General features: G+C 71.5%; 19 protein-coding genes. 14 read left to right on the top strand and 5 right to left on the bottom strand.

The genetic code is table 11. The features are described 5' to 3' along the window. Positions 1-62: 62 nt before the first annotated feature. On the bottom strand, positions 63-1,532 hold the full coding sequence (locus IEZ17_RS07095) for a sugar porter family MFS transporter (RefSeq protein ID WP_189297506.1): 1,470 nt from the start codon (positions 1,530-1,532) through the stop codon (positions 63-65). 364 nt (positions 1,533-1,896) lie between these two features. Between IEZ17_RS07095 and IEZ17_RS07100 the strand changes: the two genes are divergently transcribed. From IEZ17_RS07100 to IEZ17_RS07120, 5 genes are all read left to right on the top strand, one after another. Beyond that, on the top strand, positions 1,897-2,802 hold the full coding sequence (locus tag IEZ17_RS07100; RefSeq protein ID WP_189297507.1) for an SIS domain-containing protein: 906 nt from the start codon (positions 1,897-1,899) through the stop codon (positions 2,800-2,802). An 83-nt stretch (positions 2,803-2,885) separates the two neighbouring features. Then, a complete protein-coding gene (locus tag IEZ17_RS07105) occupies positions 2,886-3,767 on the top strand; it encodes a class II fructose-bisphosphate aldolase (RefSeq protein ID WP_189297509.1) in 882 nt (293 codons plus the stop codon). Between the two features lie 139 nt (positions 3,768-3,906). Further along, positions 3,907-4,935 carry a P-loop NTPase family protein gene (locus tag IEZ17_RS07110; protein ID WP_189297511.1) on the top strand — a complete coding sequence of 343 codons (1,029 nt, stop codon included), beginning with the start codon at positions 3,907-3,909 and terminating at the stop codon, positions 4,933-4,935. 9 nt (positions 4,936-4,944) lie between these two features. Beyond that, positions 4,945-5,748 (top strand): DeoR/GlpR family DNA-binding transcription regulator, encoded by an 804-nt coding sequence (locus IEZ17_RS07115; RefSeq protein ID WP_189297513.1) that lies wholly within the window; start codon positions 4,945-4,947, stop codon positions 5,746-5,748. Between the two features lie 415 nt (positions 5,749-6,163). Then, positions 6,164-6,475, top strand: coding sequence for a hypothetical protein (locus IEZ17_RS07120; protein ID WP_189297515.1), 312 nt, complete (start codon positions 6,164-6,166; stop codon positions 6,473-6,475). Between the two features lie 354 nt (positions 6,476-6,829). Here the strand turns inward: IEZ17_RS07120 and IEZ17_RS07125 are convergent, their stop codons facing one another. Further along, positions 6,830-7,450, bottom strand: coding sequence for a TetR/AcrR family transcriptional regulator (locus IEZ17_RS07125; RefSeq protein ID WP_189297517.1), 621 nt, complete (start codon positions 7,448-7,450; stop codon positions 6,830-6,832). A 309-nt stretch (positions 7,451-7,759) separates the two neighbouring features. Here IEZ17_RS07125 and IEZ17_RS43800 point away from each other — a divergent pair, with 309 nt between their 5' ends. Together IEZ17_RS43800 and IEZ17_RS07135 are read left to right on the top strand one after the other, a co-directional pair. After that, positions 7,760-9,622, top strand: a complete 1,863-nt coding sequence (locus IEZ17_RS43800; RefSeq protein WP_189297519.1) for an FUSC family protein — start codon at positions 7,760-7,762, stop codon at positions 9,620-9,622. A gap of 171 nt (positions 9,623-9,793) precedes the next feature. Next, positions 9,794-10,300, top strand: coding sequence for a MarR family winged helix-turn-helix transcriptional regulator (locus IEZ17_RS07135; RefSeq protein WP_189297522.1), 507 nt, complete (start codon positions 9,794-9,796; stop codon positions 10,298-10,300). Between the two features lie 178 nt (positions 10,301-10,478). Here IEZ17_RS07135 and IEZ17_RS07140 read toward each other — a convergent pair whose 3' ends face one another. Next, entirely contained in the window at positions 10,479-10,805 is a 327-nt protein-coding gene (locus IEZ17_RS07140; RefSeq protein ID WP_189297524.1) for a hypothetical protein, read from the bottom strand. Positions 10,806-11,022: 217 nt separating this feature from the next. Continuing rightward, positions 11,023-11,661, bottom strand: coding sequence for a TetR/AcrR family transcriptional regulator (locus IEZ17_RS07145; RefSeq protein WP_189297526.1), 639 nt, complete (start codon positions 11,659-11,661; stop codon positions 11,023-11,025). 139 nt (positions 11,662-11,800) lie between these two features. Between IEZ17_RS07145 and IEZ17_RS07150 the strand changes: the two genes are divergently transcribed. The 3 genes from IEZ17_RS07150 to ssgD all read left to right on the top strand — a co-directional run bounded on the left by IEZ17_RS07150 (position 11,801) and on the right by ssgD (position 14,461). Continuing rightward, positions 11,801-12,322 carry a PH domain-containing protein gene (locus IEZ17_RS07150; RefSeq protein WP_189297528.1) on the top strand — a complete coding sequence of 174 codons (522 nt, stop codon included), beginning with the start codon at positions 11,801-11,803 and terminating at the stop codon, positions 12,320-12,322. After that, complete coding sequence (locus IEZ17_RS07155; protein WP_373299741.1) at positions 12,319-13,884, top strand: PH domain-containing protein; 1,566 nt, start codon at positions 12,319-12,321, stop codon at positions 13,882-13,884. Before IEZ17_RS07150 ends, IEZ17_RS07155 begins: the two co-directional genes overlap by 4 nt. Before the next feature lie 163 nt (positions 13,885-14,047). Then, positions 14,048-14,461 carry a spore wall synthesis regulator SsgD gene (gene ssgD / locus IEZ17_RS07160; protein WP_189297530.1) on the top strand — a complete coding sequence of 138 codons (414 nt, stop codon included), beginning with the start codon at positions 14,048-14,050 and terminating at the stop codon, positions 14,459-14,461. 218 nt (positions 14,462-14,679) lie between these two features. Here ssgD and IEZ17_RS07165 read toward each other — a convergent pair whose 3' ends face one another. Continuing rightward, on the bottom strand, positions 14,680-15,477 hold the full coding sequence (locus IEZ17_RS07165) for a polysaccharide deacetylase family protein (RefSeq protein ID WP_229851975.1): 798 nt from the start codon (positions 15,475-15,477) through the stop codon (positions 14,680-14,682). A 157-nt stretch (positions 15,478-15,634) separates the two neighbouring features. Between IEZ17_RS07165 and IEZ17_RS07170 the strand changes: the two genes are divergently transcribed. The 4 genes from IEZ17_RS07170 (at position 15,635) to IEZ17_RS07185 (ending at position 19,088) form a co-directional block, all read left to right on the top strand. Further along, positions 15,635-16,339 (top strand): response regulator, encoded by a 705-nt coding sequence (locus IEZ17_RS07170; RefSeq protein ID WP_189297535.1) that lies wholly within the window; start codon positions 15,635-15,637, stop codon positions 16,337-16,339. Next, positions 16,336-17,973, top strand: a complete 1,638-nt coding sequence (locus IEZ17_RS07175; RefSeq protein WP_229851976.1) for an ATP-binding protein — start codon at positions 16,336-16,338, stop codon at positions 17,971-17,973. The genes IEZ17_RS07170 and IEZ17_RS07175 overlap by 4 nt, the downstream gene beginning before the upstream one ends. Next, entirely contained in the window at positions 17,970-18,611 is a 642-nt protein-coding gene (locus tag IEZ17_RS07180) for a hypothetical protein (protein WP_189297537.1), read from the top strand. The genes IEZ17_RS07175 and IEZ17_RS07180 overlap by 4 nt, the downstream gene beginning before the upstream one ends. A gap of 75 nt (positions 18,612-18,686) precedes the next feature. Then, positions 18,687-19,088: a DnaJ family domain-containing protein gene (locus IEZ17_RS07185; protein ID WP_189297539.1), complete on the top strand. Its 402-nt coding sequence runs from the start codon at positions 18,687-18,689 to the stop codon at positions 19,086-19,088. Positions 19,089-19,106: the final 18 nt, after the last annotated feature.

Genomic DNA, 19,106 nt, shown 5'->3' on the forward strand with positions numbered 1-19,106 from the left:
TCGTCGGGCGGGAAACGTGTTGACTGTCCGTCAGCTCAGGAGAAGACGCCCATGCGGTCACCTCAGGGAGCCGAGGGGGACGACGCAGCCGGATTGTCGAGCGGTCCGGCACCGACCGGGCCGGGCGCGGAAGTGTCGGGCCAGCTCCCGCCGTTGCGCCAGTAATCCTGAATCTCCTCCAGCTGGCGCCCCTTGGTCTCGGGCGCGGTGAACGCGGCGAAGACGAGGGCGGCCAGCGCGAGCACCCCCAGGCCGGCGAAGGTCGCCGCGGCGCCCGCCTTGGCCATGAGGGAGGGGAAGAACTGGGCGATCAGCAGGTTGGCCACCAGGTCGGCGGTGAGCATCACCGATGCTCCCGTGGAGCGCAGTTGGGCGGGGAACGCCTCGCTCGCGTAGACCCAGATCAGCGACCCGAAGCCGAAGTTGAAGGCGGCGGTGAACAGGAGGATGGCGCCGAATCCCACCCACGTGGTGGTGCCGTGCAGATCTCCCGTGCTGAACACGACGGTCAGGACGGCGAGCATCACCGCCATCGTGCCGATCCCGCAGAGCAGCACCACCCGGCGGCCGAGGCGGTCGATGATGAGGATGGCGAGCACCGCCGCGGCCAGCGAGGCGAGTTCGACGAAGGACGGCAGCAGGAAATTCTGGCCGTTGCCGGTGAAGCCCATCTCCTCGAAGATCTGCGGGCTGTAGTACGTCACGGCGTTGATGCCGGTGATCTGGCAGAAGAAGCCGAGGCCGACGACGAAGAACGCGGCGCGGGCGTACGGCTTGCGCAGCATCGAGCGCACCGAGCCGCCGCTCTCCGCGGCGAGTGCGACCTGCACCGCGGCCACCTCCGCGCGCGGATCGACGTCCGGGTCGGTCGTCGCCATGACCTCGACGGCCCGTTCCGTGCGCCCCTTGAGGACGTACCACCGGGGCGTGTCCGGAAGGCGGAGCAGCGGAATCACCACGAGTGCCGCGGGAATCGCGGAGAGGCCGAGCATCCAGCGCCAGTGACCGCCGCCGGACAGGCCCCAGTTGACGAAATACGTGATCACGATGCCGACGACGGTCGCCACCTGATACGCGGCTACGGAGGCGCCCCGGATACGGGCCGGGGTGGATTCGGCGACATAGAGCGGGGCGGCGACGATCGAGATGCCGATGGCGACGCCGAGCAGGAATCGGACCGCGTCGAGCGTCTCGACATTGGGGGCGACGGCGGACAGCGCGACGAACACCGCGTACGAGCCGGCGACGATCAGCATCGCGGCCTTGCGGCCGAGCGCGTCGGCGAGCTTGCCGCCGATCAGCGCGCCGAGAATCGAACCGAACACAAGGACGCTGTTGACCAGCCCTTTTTCGGTCTCGGTGAGGTTGAAGTCCTTGCTCAGGAACACGAGGGCACCGGAGATGCTGCCGGTGTCATAGCCGTAGATGACGCCTACGACGGCGCCGGTGAGCGCGAACAGCCGGCCGGTGCGGCGCGCGGTCGTGGACGACGGCTGCGGCGGGGGCGTCGCGGGGAGCGGGGCAGTGGACATACGGAGTCCTTATGTGCGGCGGAACGTCCTTGCTGCGTATCTGCGTAACTGCGTGACGGGTCTCGGGTGACTGCGTCACGGGCCGTGGACGGGACTGCATGACTGATCTCGCGAATATCAGCCACCTTTCACGCAGCTGTCAACAGACTATGCTCTGCTTTTCGCCATACCCAGTGCCGGCCCGCGCCCAACCCCTACGGCAAGGATCCGCCCCACAATGCGTGCTCCTCTCTGCTGCATCCACCCGCACGAGGGATGGATCAACGCCGCGAGACTGCGTAGAGTCGATTGCAACGAACAGAAATCTTGCAGTTCAAAGCAGCACAGCCGACGCATCGATCACACGATCACGGGAGGGCATGCCATGAGCGAGACCTCGTACATGGAGCAGGAGCTGCGCAGCCAGCCGGAGACCTGGCGGGGGGCCGCGCGGATCGGCGCCGCCGGCGGCCCACTGCCCGCTGCCGGCCGGCGCGTGGCCGTCGTCGGGTGCGGGACCTCCTGGTTCATGGCCCAGTCGTATGCGGCACTGCGCGAGGGCGCCGGGCTGGGGGTGACGGACCCGTTCCCCGCCTCGGAGGCGTTCCTTGGCAGCGACCGCGACTACGACGCGGTGGTGGCCATCACGCGCTCGGGGACGACCACCGAGGTGCTCCGCGTGCTGGAAGCGGTCAAGGGGCGGATCCCGACGGTGACGATCATCGGCGATCCGGAGACGCCGGCGGTCACGCTCTCGGACGAGACGGTCGCGCTGCCCTTCGCCGACGAGCAGTCCGTCGTACAGACCCGCTTCGCGACCACCGCACTGACGCTGCTGCGCGCACACGTCGGCGAGGACGTCACCCGGGCGGTGCGCGACGCCGAGGAAGCACTCGCGGCGCCGATCGAGAAGGAGTGGGTGGACGCCGAGCAGTTCTCCTTCCTCGGCACGGGCTGGACGTACGGCCTGGCAAATGAGGCCGCGCTCAAGATGCGCGAGGCATCGCAGAGTTGGACGGAGTCCTATCCCGCGATGGAGTACCGCCACGGCCCGATCGCCATAGCTGCTCCGGGCCGGGTGACCTGGGTGTTCGGCCAGGCGCCGGAGGGGCTGGAGGCCGATGTGGCGCGGACCGGTGCACGCTTCGTGTGCCATGCGCGCGATCCGCTCGCCGACCTGGTGCTCGTGCAGCGACTGGCGCTCGAGCGGGCGCGCGCCCGCGGCCTGGACCCGGACAACCCGCGCAGCCTCACGCGCTCGGTGATGCTCCACGAACCGACCGCGTCCTAGCCCACCGCCCTCTCCCATACCCGCGTCCCCCTTCCCCTGCCCCCACCACCAACTCACCCCTTCCACAAGGGAGTCAGGACCCCATGCCCCTAGTCCCCACCTCAGCCATCGTCGACGCCGCGCGTGAAGCGAGGGTCGGTGCCGCGGCTTTCAACGTCATCCATCTCGAAACCGCCGAGGCGCTCGTCACCGCCGCAGAGCGCACGGACATCCCTCTGATCCTCCAGATCAGCGAGAACTGCATCCGCTACCACGGCAGCCTGCTGCCCATCACCCGAGCCACGCTCGCCCTCGCCGAGCACTCCACCGCACGGATCGCGGTGCACCTCGACCACATCACCGATGCCGAACTGGTCCACCAGGGAGTCGCGGCCGGCGTGGGTTCGGTCATGGTGGACGCCTCGGCGCTGCCCTACGAGGAGAACGTCTCCGCGACGGCCGCGCTCACGGCCTGGTGCCACGACCGCGGCGTCTATGTCGAGGCGGAGCTCGGCAAGGTGGGCGGGAAGGACGGCGTGCACGCACCGGGCGTACGCACCGACCCCGACGAAGCCCTGTCCTTCGTCCGCGCCACCGGAGTGGACGCGCTCGCCGTCGCCGTCGGCTCCTCGCACGCCATGCACGAGCGCACCGCAGAACTGGACAAGGACCTGATCGCGGCGCTGCGCGCGACGCTGCCGGTGCCCTTGGTGCTGCACGGCTCGTCGGGCGTACCGGACGACGAACTGCGGCGCGCCATCGCCGCCGGAATGACGAAGATCAATATCTCCACGCACCTGGTCTCCGTCTTCACCCACTCGATACGGCGCACCCTGGAAGCGGACCCGGCCCTCGTCGACTCCCGGAAGTACGTCAAGCCCGCCCGGGAAGCGGTCGCCCAGGAGGCCGCACGACTGCTCGGAGTACTGGGTACTCCGGCGACGGTCCCCGGTCTGCGCACCGTCGAAGCAACCGCCCGGGGGTGAGGCCCCAGAGTTTCGGAGAGTCGGAGAGCCCGAGGGAGTGAACAGAAGGAAGGGGTAAGGACAGGAAATCCGGCAGAAGGAAGTGAGCAACGGGGGTGACGGACGAGGGAGTTCGATCCGCTGCCGCGACAATCAGCGCATGGTCACGGCACGGCGCATCTACGCCTCATCCCCCGTCGTGGACGGACTGCCCCTGCTCAAGGAGCCCGGCTTCTGGGCAGCGCGCCTCGCGAATCTCTACGAAGGACTGCCGGCGGCGTCCTTCGGGGTGGATGCGGCGGACGCCGGCGCTCTGCTGGACACCCTCCACGACACATCCGCCTGGCCCGCTTTCAGCATCCCGCTGGCCGGAGGCCACAGCATCACCATCCACTACAACAACAGTGAGGAGTACAACTCCACGGACTTTTTCCTCAGCCACCCGGATTGGGCACACGACCTGGTACTCGCCAGCGACGACGAGGACCGCATCGGCCCCGGGCTGTGCTGGCCGGAGCTGGCCGCCCTGATCGACTCCCCGTCCGGGGCGATCGGGGTAACCGACCGGCACCCGCGACTGCTCCTGCTGCTTCCCGCCCTCGGCGACACCGACATGCCCGATGAAGCCATCGCCGTGGTGTCCGCGACGCTCGTGGCCCAGGGGCCCCCGCAGGATGCGAACCACTGGCCCAGAGCCTGCTCCAGGGGCACGCGGTGTGGGGAGCCGAGCCATGGTCGCTCGCCCCCGACAGCGGCGGCTGGATCTGCGACGGCGAGCACAGCCCACGCCCATCGCCGCTCGGTGACCATCTGCCGGACGACCAGCGCGTGGCACTGGCTCGGTGCCTTTCCCCGGGCGCGGCATGACGAGCGGCGTGTGGAGCAGAGCGAGGAAGGGCGGAGAGGCAAAAGGAAGGGTGGACAAGTGACGGGCACGGAGCGATCAGAACGAGGAGCAACGGGAGCAACAGCAGCGACAGCAGCGACAGCAGCGACAGCAGCGACAGGAACAACGTGTGATGGGACCGCTGTACGGCAGGAGCGACGAGTGATGGATGAGGTGTTCCGTCCTGGCTCCGGCGGTGGGATCGGCGGTGCGATCGCATGGAGGCTGGGCTCGGGGACAGCCGGGGCGGTGGGCGCTATAGGCATCCCTCGGCGCGCACCGTGGTCGGTGGAAACGAATTAGGCTCGCGCCATGAAGCGCCATGAACGAATGAACGCACTGCTTGAGCTGCTCGGGGATCGAGGCCGGGTGGATGTCGAGGAGGCGGCGACCGAGCTGGAAGTCTCGGCTGCCACGATGCGGCGCGACATGGATGCCCTCGCCGAGCAGCAGTTGCTGACCCGCACCCGGGGCGGGGCGGTGCTCAGCTCGGTGGCGTACGACCTTCCCATTCGTTACAAGCACGCACACAGATCGGCGGAAAAGGAGGCCGTGGCGAAAGCGGCGGCGAAGCTGGTCGAGCGTGGGGATGTGGTCGGGCTGAGCGGGGGGACGACGACCACCGCGATCGCCCGGGCGCTCGCCACCCGTCCGGACTTCGCGGAGGCGGGGCCGCAACCGCATCTGACGATCGTCACCAACTCTCTCAACATCGCCAATGAGCTGGCGGTGCGACCGCAAATCAAGATCGTTCTCACCGGCGGCGTGGCACACTCGCGGTCGTTTGAACTGGTGGGCCCCTTCAGCGAGTTGGTACTACAGCAGATCTCCATCGACATCGCGTTCATCGGAGCCAATGGCATGGACCCGATGATGGGCGCCACGGTGCACGACGAGGCGGAAGCCCGGGTCAACCGCCTCATGGCCGAGCGTTCCCGGCGTGCGGTGGTGGTCGCGGACTCGTCGAAGATCGGTGAGCGCTGCTTCGCCAGGGTCGGCGACGCGGATGTCTTCGACACGTTCATCACGGACGGCGGAGCGAAGGAGTCGATGCGTCGGGAGTTCGCGGATCGGGGCCTGAAGGTGGTGACGGCTCGACCGTCCGCGGACGATTGAGCGCGAGGGGGCGCCGGGGCCGGAGCGCCTGGCGCATGCCTGGTGCGAGCCTGGCGCATGCCTGGTGTGCTCCTGAGGTGCGGCTGGCGTACCCCTGGGGTGATGCGGCGGATACGGCCCGTATCGGGTTGTTTCGGTTCCCTGATTACGGGCGCGGTCCGGTTTCGAATGGGTCGCTGTTGCGTCGCTGATGCTCTGCCATGGGGTTGCGAGGGCTGAATTCCGGCAGCTGCGTATGCAGAATGGGCGGAGTCACGGGACATCCACATCAGGGCCGGGATAGTCGGCCTTCCCATCGCCGTTGGGGGAGTTTTCCATCAGAAGCAGTACGGACAGCCAGGGCGGCAGGGGCATCGAGGCCGGCGGGGACGGCCGGGCCATCGGGACTGCCGGCGCTGTCAGGGGGAGAGATCGCATGCGGAAGATCATTGCCATGGCGCTGACGGGTGCGGCGTGCACGGCGTCGCTCACGTTGTCCATGGCGTCGGAGGCGGTGGCCGCCGAGCAGGTGCCGCGGTGCGTGAAGGTGCGGAAGTTCTTCAACCAGGGCCAGCAGCGTTATGTACGCCTGACCAATCTGTGCGCGAAGCGGGCCGCGTGCTACACCATCGTCGTCCCGCATCGGGCCAATCCGCACGGCAGGCTGCCGCAGGGCGCGACGAAGGATGTGCGGTACGGGACGGTTGCGGGGCCGCGGGCTTTGTACGTCAAGACCGTGCCCTGCTGACGAACTTCGCCATCGAGGAACCGATTCCTGCCGGCTAACGCTTTCCTGCCGGCGAACCGTTCCCGGCAGGCAAGTCATTCCCCACAGGCATCCCTACGGGCGAGCCGTTCCGTCCCTATGAGTACCTTCCCGGGTTGACGAACCGCCCCTTCCTGGCGAGCACCCTCCCAGGCTGACGAACCGTCCCCTGGCGGGACAGACAGGCCCCCGTCCAGGACGTCCAGGACGCGCCCATCCAAGACCATGCGGGACACGCCCTCGCTCACGGCAACCCCTGGCCCACAGCAAGCCCTGCCCCAGGGCACCCCCTGACCCAGGGCACCCCCTGATCAGAGGACCCGGCCCCGGAGCGGTTCAGGCGCGCAGTGCGACGCCGTCGAGGACCATGGAGAGGTACTGGCGGGCGATCTCTTCCGGGCTGTGTCGGCCCTGGGGCCGGTACCAGCTGGCGGCTACCCAGACGGTGTCGCGGAGGAAGCGGTAGGTCAGCCGGATGTCGAGGTCGCTGCGGAAGACGCCTTCGGCGACGCCGCGTTCCAGGGTGCCCAGCCATGCCTTTTCGAACTTCCGCTGGGAATCGGTGAGATAGCCGAAGCGGGGCTGGGTGGCGAGGTGCCTGGCCTCCTTCTGGTAGATGGCGACGGCGGAGCGGTGTCGGTCGATCTCCCGGAAGGACTCGGTGACCAGCGCCTCGATGGTCTCGCGGGGGCCGAGGTGTGCGGCGAGCACCGCGTCGTATCCGGCCCACAGTTCGTCCAGGAAGGTGGCGAGGATTTCGTCCACCATCGATTCCTTGGAGTCGAAGTGGTAGTAGAGGCTGCCCGCGAGCATGCCGGCCCGGTCCGCGATACGGCGGACGGTGGTGGCGTTGTAACCCTGGTCGGCGAACACCTCGGCCGCGATGGTGAGGAGTTCGCGGCGGCGGTCGGGGGAGGTGGGCGCGGGGGTCGCTTTGGTGTTCTTGGCGGTTGGCACGTGGCTATTCTCGCGCGCCGTCGAGGGGTGACGGGCGCCATGTCTTTTACTTGTAAAACACCTGCTAATCTTTTCGCCATGGGGAAGCACGCCAAGCCTGCCGCGATCACGAGGAAGCTGAGGAAGAGACCACAGAGCCCGAACAGTTCGCAGGGCTCGCAGAACCCGAACAGCCCGCGGGGCTCGCAGAACCCGAAGGACGCACCGCATACATCGCACGCACCGCATACATCGCACGTGCCGCATACATCGCACGTGCGGCGCGTGCGGCACGTGCCGCACGCGCCGGGGACGGCGGTGCCGGGTCCGGTGCGATTCCGGCCGCTGCCGGTCCGGAGCACGGTGCGGCTGCGGCGGCCGGTGGACATCTGGCACAAGCCGGCGCTCAGTGCGGTGGTGGCGCTGGCGGTCCCCGATCTGACGCTGTTCGCTCTGGGGCGGCTGGACCTGGTGCTCTACACCTCCGCGGGGGCGATGTGCGCGCTGTACGCGCACGGGCTGCCATACGCGGCGCGGGCCCGGACGCTGTGGTGGGTGGTGCTCGGGATGGTCGCGAGCCTGGGCGTCGCGCTGACCGCGGCGTCGCTGGTCGCGTCGGCCGCGGTGCTGGTCGTGCTGGCGTCGCTGGTGGCCGCGGTGCACAAGGTGGTCTGCGATGCGACGCGGATCGGGCCGCCGGGGAATCTGATCCTGACGTTCATCGCGGCGTCGGCATTCTTCGTGCCCCAGCGGCCCGCGGAGGTGCCGGCGCATCTGGGGCTCGCGCTCGGCGCCGGGGCGTTCGCGTGGCTGGTGTGCATGGCGCCGGCACTGGTACGGCCGCAGGGGCCGGAGCGGATCGCCACCGCGCGGGCGCTGGAGGCCGCCGCCGGGTTGCTGCGTACGGGAACCGGGGCCGCCCCGGACAGGACGGGAGCGACGCGGGCGGTTCGCGGTACGGATCCGGCCGGGGTGGCGCAGGCCCGGCATGCGACCGCGGCGGCGGTGAATGCCGCGTGGCACACGCTGTTCCTGGTTCCGGCGGGTACCCCCGAGAAGGCGGCGGCGCGGGCGGAGCTGGAACGGCTGCTGGCGCAGGCCGAGTCGGCGCTGGGGGACGCGGATCTGCCGGGCGGCGCGGAGGCGGCGGCGGAGCGGTTCGGCGGGTGGGCGAGGGAGTTGCGGAGCGGGCGGCCGGTGCCTGCGGGGTCGCCGTCCGCGGGCCTGGCCGAGGAGCCGGCCGGCGTGGCGGCCGAGGCCGCCATCGACCGTCCGGTCGGCGGGCTCCTCGCCGCCCCCGGTGCCGGTGACCGCCTGGCTCCCTCCTCCCCCGGTCTGCGTCGTCCCGCCCCTGGGCGCCCCCATGGCGTAAGGGCGGTCCTCGCGCGCCTTGCGCCCGGTTCGCCGTTGCTGCCCATCGGGGCGCGGGTCGCGGTGGGGTGCGTGCTGGCGGGCTGGACGTCGATGGCGGTGGGGGTCGGGCATCCGTATTGGGCCGTGGTGACCGCGGCGTCGATCTACCAGGCCAACACCACGCTCTCCTGGCAGCGCGCGGTGCAGCGCACCCTCGGGAACCTGCTGGGGCTGGTGCTGTTCACCGCCCTGCTGCCGCTGATCCACACCGGGCAGCTCACGATGATCGCGCTGGCGCTGGCCTTCCAGCTCGGTGCGGAGGCCACGATCACCCGGAATTACTGGCTCGGCTCGGTGTGTGTCACGCCCATGGCGCTGCTGCTGACCGAGTTCGGCAGGCATCTGCCGGCGTCGACGCTGATCGCCGACCGGTGGATCGACACCGTGGTGGGCGCCGCGGTCGGGCTGGCCTGCTGTGTGCTGGTCACCAACCGGCGGGCCGCCGACCGTATCGACAGCGCGCTGGAGCGGCTCGCGGCGGCGGAGGCAGCTGCGTCCCGGCTGTTGGCCGCGGGGCCGGGTACGGGAGCGGGAGCGGTGCCCGGGCCGGGGACGTCCTGGGCGTCGGAGCTGGTGGCGGACCAGGCGCGGGAGGCCGACTGGGCGCGCGACCGGCTCGCCGGGTGCCTGGTCGAGCTGCGGGAGGCAGCCGAGGTGGCGGCCGGCGAGTGGTGGCAGCGGGCGCTCCCCGAGGAGCGGATCGCGCGCGCCGAGCAGCAGGGGCACCGGACGCTGGCGGGCCTGGTCCGGCGGCTGTCCGTGCCCGCGCTGGCGGCCTGACGCGCCCGTCCGCCCGGCGCGGCGGCGGGTGCCGGGTGGCAGGCACAATGAGGGCAGGGCCGTCGCCGGGACCGGGCGGACGGCCGTACGGCATGGCCGGTATGCGGGGTGTACGGCCGTACGACGCTGCCGGGACAGGAGCCGTACGAAGGTGCCGAGAGGAGAGTGCGGGTGACCGAGGACATCGTCGCGGGGGTGCTGCGCCAGTGGCAGCAGGTGCACCCCGGGCTGGACACCGGCCCGATGGCGGTGATCGGGCGGCTCAACCGCTGTTCCGCGCTGCTCCAGCAGGCTGCCGACGCACCACTGCGGCGGGCGGGGCTCACCCGGCCGGAGTTCGACATCCTGGGCACCCTGCGCCGGATGGACCGGGAGCTGACGCCCGGCCGGGTGGCCCGTGAGACGTTCGCTTCCGGGGCGGCGGTCACCAAGCGCGTACGGCAGTTGGAGGAGCGCGGGCTGATCAGCCGTCGGCCGGACGACCGGGACCGCCGGGTCGCGCATCTGTCGCTCACGGCCGAAGGGCGCGAGACCATCGACCGGCTGCTGCCCGAGCAGTTGCGCTACGAGGCGGCGCTGCTGGCCGGCATCGGGGACGAGCGGCAGGAGGAACTGTCCGCTGCGCTGGGCGAGTTGCTGGTGGTGCTGGAGGGACGGCTGGGGAGCCTGATGGAGTGACGGAGGGTCTTCGGGGGCCTGCGTGGCGAGGGCGGGCGGCCTCTTCCCGCAGTCCCGCCGGGCCGGTCCCGTCGCCCCCGAGCCGGTCCCGTCGCCCCCGAGCCTGTCCCGTCACTCCCCCAGACCGGTCCCGTCGCTCCCCCGAGCCCGTCCCGTCACTCCCCCTGGACCGGGTTCCTCACTCCCCCGCGAACGGCTCGTCGCTCCAGCGGAACCACGCGGCGTCGTCCTCGATGTGCAGCAGGAACTCGGCGACGGGGCCGGCCGGGGCCACCAGGCGTACGCCGTCGGCGGCGCGGCTGTAGGCGTCCTCCCAGGCCGTCGGGTCGTCGTCGATGGTGTCGAGCAGGGCGAGTTCGCGGCTGAAGTGCGGTTCCAGTTCGGCGAAGGCCGGGCCGGGGGCGAAGCTGCCGTTCAGCCATGGGAAGTCCGCCTGGGTGACGGTGATTTCACCGACCACGTCCGCGCCTCGCTCCACCCGCCAGATCTCACCGATGTACGGCACTGCGGCCTCCCCTTGGTCCTGCTGGTGACGCGCGTGGGCGCCCGGCCCGGTCCGGCGGGGTGCAGGTCATGCGCGACGGTCGGACGACAGGATCGCAGACGGCGCGAGCACGGCGAGCCGGTTCCGGTATTCCTCCAGAGGTCAAGTCCACTGCCGGCCGCAGATGGCGGGAACACCGTTCGGGAACACCGTTACAGAGCGGCGTTCCCGCGCGGCGTCACGGGGCGTCCTCCCGAGGCGGGTCCACCGGTGGGGTGCGGTCGCCGAAGAGGCCGGCGAGATGGCCGTCCAGGATGCGCAGCGCATCGTCCGGGCCGTGCACACCGAGCAGGACGTATGTGGCGAGGCCGTCGGTGAGGCTGATCAGCAGCATCGCCTCGTCCTCGGTGGCGCGTTCCGGCGGCACTTCGCCGCGGTCGGCGGCCTGCCGCAGCTGGTCGGCGAAGAAGGCGCGGAGCTTGGGGATGCCGTCGCGGGCCTCGGCGCCGAGGGCGGGGTCGTGGACGGCACGGGAGTAGTAGGCGGCGCCGACCAGGAGGCCGGTGCGGCTCTCCTCGTCGAGGGGGAGCATGCCGGACAGGCAGGCGCGCAGCACGTCCCGGGGCGTGGGTGCCTCGGCGAGGGCCTCGATGCGGTCGCGGATGCGGTCGGTGGCCAGCCGGTTGATGTGCCGCAGGGCGAACAGCAGCATCTCGTCCTTGGTGCGGAAGTAGTGCTGGAGCCGGCCGAGCGAGATGCCGGCCTCGGCTGCGACATCGCGCAGGCTGGCGCTGTCCATGCCCCGGGTGCTCGCGATCCGCCAGAGCGCCGCGGAGATCTCCTGCCGCCTGGCTTCGCGATCCACCTTCTTGGGCACGGGCGGCCTCCCTTCGTTGCAGCGTGGTGCGGCTTGCCGTCGTGCCGTCCGTCGGTGACCGGCCCGCTTTTACAAGTCGCTTGTACCGTTATAACGTACCGCCATCCAATACGAATGACTTGGAAAACGGTGACCCCTCATGCCCGAGCACGCCGCCGCCCCGCTGCTGCGCCCGCCCCGCCACCGCGTCGATCCCCGCGCCCGCAGCTGGTGGCGGACCCAGGCGCTGCTGACGCTCAGCGGTCCGATGCTGCTGACCGCGCTCGTGATGGCGGTGCTGTCGCTCCTGTTCTTCCCGGGCGCGCTGCCGTGGCTGGGGCCGCTGCTGCTGGTCGTGCTGGTGCTGCCGGCGGTGGGCTATCTCGCGGTGATGCCGCGCTGGCGGTATGCGGTGCACGCATGGGAGCTGGGGGATCGCGCGGTCTACGCGGCAGGCGGCTGGTTCTGGCAGAAGCGGCGGATCGCACCGCTGTCCCGGGTGCAGACCGTGGACACCGTCCGCGGCCCGATACAGCGGCGGTACGGGCTGGCGACGGTGACCGTCACCACCGCCTCCACCGCGGGTGACATCAAGATCGCCGGGCTGTCGTGCGCGGACGCGGAGGAGCTGTCCCGCCGGATCGGCGAGGTCGCGCAGGACGTGCCGGGTGATGCCGCGTGAACACCCCGCAGGGTCTCGGCCCGTACGCCGGCGCACCGGCGGCCACCGCCACCGCGCCCGCCCCCGAATGGCGCCGCCTGGACGCCCGTACGCTGCTGGTGCACTGCGGCTGGATGGGCGCGCCGCTCGGCTCGCTGGGGCTGACCGCGCTGGCGACCGGCGGCCGGATCAGCTCGGGCGCCTGGATCACGCTCGCCGCCGTCGCCGCCTCGTTCGCCGTGGTCACCGCGATCGGGCTGATCCGCTGGGCCCGTACGGACTTCCGGGTCACCCGGGAGACCTTCGACGTGCGCAGCGGGCTGCTGACCCGGCGGCTGCGCAGTGTGCCGCTGCACCGCATCCGTACCGTCGACCTGACCGCGACACCGCTGCACCGGCTGCTGGGGGTCACCGTCCTGCGGGCCGGTACGGCGGGCTCGGGGGAAGGCTCCGGCGAACTGTCGCTGGAGGCCCTCACAGTGGCCGAGGCCGACCGGCTGCGCACGGAGCTGCTGGCGCGCGCGGGCACCGCGGAGGTCACCGAGGACCCGGTGCTGGCGCGGATCAGCTGGCGCTGGCTGCGGTACGCGCCGCTGACGTTCTGGGTCGTCGGCGGGGTGTTCGTGGCGGCCGGGTCGGTCTACCGGGCGCTGCACGAGATGGGTATCGAGCCCTGGAAACTGGGCTTTGTACAGCGGGCGTTCACCGAGTTCGGCACCGGGATGCTGTGGCTGACGATCCCCGCGGCACTGCTGGCGATCATCGCCCTGGGCTCGGTGGGCGCGGTCGTCCTCTACGTCGAGAACTGGTGGAGCTACTGCCTGGAGTGGTCCGACGCGCGGACGTTGCAGGTGCGCCGGGGACTGCTCACCACCCGGTCGGTGACGATCGAGCGCGCCCGGCTGCGCGGTGTGCTGCTGCGCGAGCCGCTGCTGCTGCGGGCCGGCGGCGGGGCGACGGTCCGCGCGGTGGCGGGCGGCCTGGGCGACAAGGAGGAGAACCGCAAGCGCAGCGTGCTGCTGCCGCCGGCACCCCGGCGGGAGGCGGTCCGGGTGGCGGGCGGGACGCTGCGTTCCCCGTTCCCCGACGCGGAGTTGACGCACGGACCGGGCGCGGCGCAGCTGCTGCCGCACCCCCGGGTCGCGCTGCGCCGGCGCCGGGTGCGCGGGCTGGTGTTCGCGGTGCTGCCGGGAACCGTCCTGCTCGCGGGCCTCGGGGCGGCGTTCACCCCTGTCCTGCTGCACGCCGCGTGGATCTACGCGGCGCTGAGCACGGCGGCCGTGCTGTGGCTGGCGCGGGACGCGTACCGGAATCTGGGGCACGGGATCGCCGGCCGCTATCTGGTCACCCGGTCGGGCACCTTCAGCCGGGACACCCTGGCGCTGCGGCGCGAGGCCGTCGCGGCCTGGACGCTGACCACGTCGCCGTTCACCCGCCGGGCCGGTCTGGTCACGCTCACGGCTGCGGTCGCGGCGGGCGAGGAGGGCTATCGCATTCCGGATCTCGCGGAGGCCGACGCACCGGGATTCGCGGCGGCGGTGACGCCGGGGATCCTGGACGAGTTCCTGGCGCACCCGTCCTGACGGAGATCCGGATGGCGGGGTTCCGGATGGCGGGGTTCCGGATGATATCGGCCGGCATGACGCAGATCACACCCCTGTCGCGTGCACGGCGGGCGCGGGCACACCGTCCTACTGGATGACCGCGCCCAGACCCGTGCGCCGACAGCCGTGAGGAGCAGCCGCGATGAACACCGCCATCGAGCAAGCCGTCCAGGTCCGCCTCCTCGCGACCTCGCTCGGCTCGCATGCGGTGCCCGCGGTGCTGCACTACCAGCGCGCCGATCCGCTGGCGGTGCGGATGTCCTTCCCGCCGGAGATCTCCCTGGACGGCGCGGCGGTGGACTGGGCGTTCGCCCGTGAACTGCTCGCCGAGGGGCTGCGGATGCCGGCCGGCCGGGGCGACGTACGGGTGCGGCCGTCGGGTCCGGAGCGCACGGTGATGGAGTTCCATGCGGACGAGGGCATCGCCATGGTCCAGCTGAGGACACAGGACGTGCGGCAGTTCCTGGCCCGCTCGTACGAGGCGGTGCCGGCCGGGCGCGAGCAGGAGTACCTGGGCGTGGAGCGCGGGCTGGCGGAGCTGTTCGGCGCGGCGTGACGGGCGGCGCCCGTCAGGGCGAGGCGTCAGCGGGCACGGCGTCACCAACAGGCACGGCAGGGACACAGGGCGTAAAAGGGGCCTGTCGGGGCGGAGTTCGCCGGCTGCCCGCAGTGCGCGGCTGCCGCTCGTGCGTGACGGGCCGGTGGTCACCGGCCCGTCACGCACGAGCGGCAGCGCGTCGAAGGGACCGGCCCCCGCGCACCGCCCGTCGGGACCTACCGCTTCGGGAACCCGAAGCCGTAGCCCTGCTCCTTCATCCACGGCAGCAGGCGGTCCAGGGACGCGACCGTCCGGGCGCGGTTGCCGCCGCCGTCGTGGAAGAGGACGGTCGGGCCGTTGCGGAGTTCGCCACGGACGGTCGCCTCTATCTTGGCGACGCTGCCGCCTTCGAAGTCCTTGCTGTCGACGTTCCAGCCCAGCGGGCGCATGCCGTGATCGGCGGCCAGTTTGCGGCTGTACGGGGTGAAGGCGCCGCCGGGGGCGCGGTAGTAGTCGACCTTGGCGCCGCCCGCCGCGTCCTCGATCATCTTCTGGGCGTCGAGTATCTGCGCGGACTGGTACTTCTCCGACCGGTGGTCCATGGCCGTGTTGTGGTTGACGGTGTGGTCGCAGAGCCGGTGCCCGCCGGCGACCACCTTCTTGACGAGGTCGGGGTGCGCCTTGGCCTGCGGGCCGATCATGCAGAAGGTCGCCTTGACGTCGTACTTCTTCAGGACCGCCAGCACCTTCGGGGTCCAGACCGGGTCCGGGCCGTCGTCGATGGTGATGTTCAGGCTGCGGCCCGGGCGGTCCGAGGCGTGGGAGATGGACGGATCGACGGGTGCGGTGCGGACCGGCTGGGCGGACTTCCGGGCGGCATCGACGGTGTCGGCCTCGGCCTTGGCGGTGGCGCCGGGCTGGAGGAAGGCGAAGGCCCCCGCGACCGCCAGTGACGCCACGGCCGCCGTGGTCACGCCGATGATGCCGCTCTCTATCCCGAAGAAACGCCGTCCCGTCCCGAAGCGCCCTGCCATGTTCGATCCCGCCCTCATATGCTCTGCTGGTCTGCGTACCTCAACGGCGGTGCGTGCGCCCTCGCACTCTCGCCGCCTACACCCCCACAGATGCACAGGACTCGGGACAGGATGCGCCTGTTACGGATCCATCATGAAACTTATTGATACTGGACCCATGCCACGAGTACTTCTGATCGAGGACGACGCCGCCGTACGGGACGGAGTGAGCCTCGCACTGCGGCGACGCGGCCATGACGTGGCGGCGGCGGCAAGCGGCGAGGAGGGGCTGGCAGCACTGCCAGGCTTCCGCCCTGACATCGTACTGCTGGACCTGATGCTGCCGGGTAAAGACGGGTTCGAGATCTGCCGGCTGATCCGCGCCGAGCGGCAGCTGCCGATCATCATGCTCACCGCCCGCGGCGACGACCTCGATGTGGTGCTCGGCCTGGAGGCCGGAGCCGACGACTACATCGTCAAACCGGCCCGCGGTGAAGTCCTGGAGGCCCGGATCCGCGCGGTGCTGCGGCGTACGGCACTGCCCGCCGACGGCGCCCCGGCCACCGAGCCGGGGCCCTCTCCTGTGGAGACCTACGGCGAGCTGGCCATCGACCGGGCGGGTCTGGTCGTCACCAAGAGCGGCCAGGACCTGGCGCTGGCGCCGTCCGAGATGAAGCTGCTGCTGTTCCTGTCCGCGACCCCGGGACAGGTCTTCAGCCGCCAGCAGCTGCTGGAGCACGTCTGGGAGCACAGCTACCACGGCGACGCGCGGCTGGTGGACGCCTGTGTGATGCGGCTGCGGACGAAGATAGAGGACACCCCGCGCAGCCCCCGTTACGTCCAGACCGTCCGCGGGTTCGGTTACCGCTTCGGGCCGCTGTGAAGCGTAAGGGCCGGCTGGGCCGGCTGCTGCCGGGCCTCTCGGTACCGCGCGGGCTGCGGGCCCGGCTCGTGGTGGCGTTCCTGCTCGTGGCCGCGGTCAGCGCGCTGACCACCGCGGGGCTGACCTACCGCGAGGCCCGTAACGCCATCCTCCAGCGGTCCCAGGACGGGGCCGTCAACGACCTGCGGGCCCAGGTCAATTCGCTGGCGCCGGAGCTGGCGGTACCGCCGTCCCAGACGGACCTGGACTCCTTCCGGGTGCAGCTGGAGCGGTCGGGGAAGTCCCGCGACTGGGACATCACGGTGCACTACAACGGCGTCCCGGACAGCGACCAGGGCGGGCTGCGGCGCGAGATGGTGGTGCCGGCCGATTTCAAGACGTCGGTGGAGAAACGCCGGGTGCCGGTCTTCCAGCGCATCGACCGCGACGGCGCCCCCTGGCTGCTGATCGGGATGCCGGTGCGCCAGTCGGACGGTGCGGCGTCCGCGCTGACGGTGTACGCGCAGCTGCCGCTGAGCGCCGAGGAGGCCAATGTCGAGGCGCTGGTGAGCGCCGCGCGCGGCGGCGCACTGCCGGCGTTCGCGCTGGCCGTGATACTGCCGCTGTTCGCGGCGCGCGGGGTGCTGCGGCCCGTACGGGGTCTGCGGCAGGCCGCCGGGCGGATCGCCGAGGGCAAGCTCGACACCCGCCTGGAGGTCAAGGGCGCCGACGAACTCGCCGATCTGTCCAGGACGTTCAACGACATGGCGGCGAAGCTGGAGGAGAGCATGGCGGAGCTGCGCCGGATGGAGGCGAACTCCCGGCGGTTCGCGGCCGATGTCTCGCACGAGCTGCGCACGCCGCTGGCGGCGATGTCGGCGGTCACCGATGTGCTCGACGAGGACGCCGACTCGCTGGACCCGGACACCGCCTCCGCGGTCCGGCTGATCAGCCAGGAGACCGGGAAGCTGGCGCGGATGGTGGAGGACCTGATGGAGGTCTCGCGGTTCGACGCCGGGGCCGCCGCGCTCCACCTGGACGAGGTCGACGTCGCCGAGACGATCCGCAAGACCCTCCAGGCCAGGGCCTGGCAGCAGCGGGTCGCGGCGGAACTTCCGGACGACGTGCGGGCCCGGCTCGACCCGCGGCGGCTGGACGTGGTGGTCGCCAATCTCGTCGGCAACGCCCTGCACCACGGCGGGGAGCCGGTCCGGGTGGTGCTGCACGCGCCGGAGCCGGGCGCCGGCCGGCTGCTGATCGAGATCCGCGACAGCGGCCCCGGGATCGCCCCCGAGGTGCTGCCGCATGTCTTCGACCGCTTCTACAAGGCGGACTCGGCGCGTGCCCGGTCGGAGGGCAGCGGGCTGGGGCTGGCCATCGCGCAGGAGAACGTCCGGCTGCACGGCGGCACCCTGCGCGCCGCCAACTCCCCCGACGGCGGCGCGGTGTTCACCGTGGAGCTGCCGCTGCGGCCGGATACGGCAGCGGACGGCGGGACACCGGACGGCGCGCCGGGAGCCGGCCGGCCGGCCGCCGGAGAGCCGCCCGCCGGCGGCCCCCGTGCGGGTGCGGCGGCGGACCGCGAGCAGGACGACCAGGTTGGCGGCCGGGCGGGCGAGCGCCCCGCTGCCGGGAAAGAGAACGACACCGCATGACCGCCCTCCGTACCCCGATCTCCCGCCGCACCCTGCCCGCGACGACAGGGCCCGGGCCCCGGCGGATCGTCCTGGGCACCCTGGGCGCCGTCCTCGCCGGTGCGCTGGCCGGCTGCGGCATCGAACCCACCGATGTCATCGACGCCGGTGAGCCGGCGACCGGTGTGAAGGCGCCGGGCCAGCCCGCGGCCGATGTCCAGCTGTTCTTCTACGGTCCGTCCGGGCTGCGCTCGGCGACCCGCCCGGCGAAGGCTCCGGTGGATCCCGAGCAGGCGATCCAGCTGCTGATGGGCGGGCCGAACCACGCCGAGCGGATGCGCGGGCTGTCCAGTGTGGTGCCGAAGTTCCCCGGGCCGGTGACCGCCGAGACCGGTCAGGGCACGGTCGTGATCACCCTGCCGGTGAACGCCAAGCTGCTGGACCCGGCCTCGATGAACCAGCTGGTGTGCACCGCCGCCAACGCCCGGGTCCCCGGCAACAAGCCGCCCGGCCAGGTCGTGGTGACCCTGGTCGGCGGGAGCGTCCGCGTCGGGCCGATGGTGTGCGGCGGCAACAACGCCTTCCCGGTGGTCCAGCCGACCCCGACCGACACCGGCGGGACCGGGGGCGCCGCCGGCAGCCCGAGCCCGGCCGGCTGACCTCGGGCGGGGTCCGCCCCGCTACGGTGGGAGGACGAGGGCCGACCAGGCCCGCCCTCTCGGGAGATGCACACGATGACCGAGCGCAAACCCCCGGGTATCAGCTTCGAGAGCTGGACCGACAAGCAGATCCGCGAGGCGGCCGAACGCGGCGCGTTCGACGGTCTCGACGGATTCGGCAAGCCCCTCCCCCACCTCGACCGGCCCTATGACGAGATGTGGTGGATCAAGGAGAAGATGAGCCGCGAGCACCTCTCGCTGCTGCCGGCGAGCCTGGCGCTGCGCAAGGAGGCCGAGGACGCGCTGGCCGCCGCCGAGCGGGCACCGAGCGAGGCCGCGCTGCGCCGCATCCTCGCGGAGATCAACGACCGGATCCGGGCGGCGCTGGCCGCGCCGCTGGACGGGCCGCCGCTCAACCTGGTCCCTTTCGACATCGATGAGCGGGCCGCCAAGTGGCGCGAGCAGCACGGGAGTTGACGGGCACGGGCGCCGCCC

Origin of the sequence: Streptomyces albospinus (assembly GCF_014648695.1) — a bacterium.
GTDB classification, from domain to species: Bacteria; Actinomycetota; Actinomycetes; order Streptomycetales; family Streptomycetaceae; genus Streptomyces; species Streptomyces albospinus.

Excerpts from the sequence above, each read along its gene's own strand:
- IEZ17_RS07095 (WP_189297506.1), bottom strand. The coding sequence starts at position 1,532 with ATGTCCACTGCCCCGCTCCCCGCGACGCCCCCGCCGCAGCCGTCGTCC.
- IEZ17_RS07105 (WP_189297509.1), top strand. The coding sequence starts at position 2,886 with ATGCCCCTAGTCCCCACCTCAGCCATCGTCGACGCCGCGCGTGAAGCG.
- IEZ17_RS07185 (WP_189297539.1), top strand. The coding sequence starts at position 18,687 with ATGACCGAGCGCAAACCCCCGGGTATCAGCTTCGAGAGCTGGACCGAC.
- IEZ17_RS07180 (WP_189297537.1), top strand. The coding sequence starts at position 17,970 with ATGACCGCCCTCCGTACCCCGATCTCCCGCCGCACCCTGCCCGCGACG.
- IEZ17_RS07115 (WP_189297513.1), top strand. The coding sequence starts at position 4,945 with ATGAAGCGCCATGAACGAATGAACGCACTGCTTGAGCTGCTCGGGGAT.
- ssgD (WP_189297530.1), top strand. The coding sequence starts at position 14,048 with ATGAACACCGCCATCGAGCAAGCCGTCCAGGTCCGCCTCCTCGCGACC.
- IEZ17_RS07150 (WP_189297528.1), top strand. The coding sequence starts at position 11,801 with ATGCCCGAGCACGCCGCCGCCCCGCTGCTGCGCCCGCCCCGCCACCGC.
- IEZ17_RS07120 (WP_189297515.1), top strand. The coding sequence starts at position 6,164 with ATGCGGAAGATCATTGCCATGGCGCTGACGGGTGCGGCGTGCACGGCG.
- IEZ17_RS07165 (WP_229851975.1), bottom strand. The coding sequence starts at position 15,477 with ATGGCAGGGCGCTTCGGGACGGGACGGCGTTTCTTCGGGATAGAGAGC.
- IEZ17_RS07170 (WP_189297535.1), top strand. The coding sequence starts at position 15,635 with ATGCCACGAGTACTTCTGATCGAGGACGACGCCGCCGTACGGGACGGA.
- IEZ17_RS07100 (WP_189297507.1), top strand. The coding sequence starts at position 1,897 with ATGAGCGAGACCTCGTACATGGAGCAGGAGCTGCGCAGCCAGCCGGAG.
- IEZ17_RS07110 (WP_189297511.1), top strand. The coding sequence starts at position 3,907 with ATGGTCACGGCACGGCGCATCTACGCCTCATCCCCCGTCGTGGACGGA.